Here is a 214-nt window from a genome sequence, read left to right on the forward strand (position 1 = left end):
CCGGATAAACCGATCCATCGACAACAGTTTGCATAAACAGGACATCTTGCGACAGATTTGTTTTTATATCCATATACAAACGCTCCAAATTCACACCGGCACGGTCAATCTTATTGATAAATATAATTGTCGGGATTTGCAGCTTTTGTAAAGTACTGAACAGCAACTTTGTCTGCGCTTGTATGCCTTCCTTTGCGGATAAGATGAGGACTGC

At 41.1% G+C, this 214-nt stretch carries 1 protein-coding gene; it reads right to left on the reverse strand.

The annotated features are described in order from the left end of the window. On the reverse strand, nt 1-214 hold a 214-nt coding region (locus tag DWX33_RS23060), incomplete at both ends, for a GTP-binding protein (protein WP_233570228.1).

It is taken from the genome of Parabacteroides sp. AF19-14, assembly GCF_003635485.1.
GTDB classification, from domain to species: domain Bacteria; phylum Bacteroidota; class Bacteroidia; order Bacteroidales; family Tannerellaceae; genus Parabacteroides; species Parabacteroides distasonis.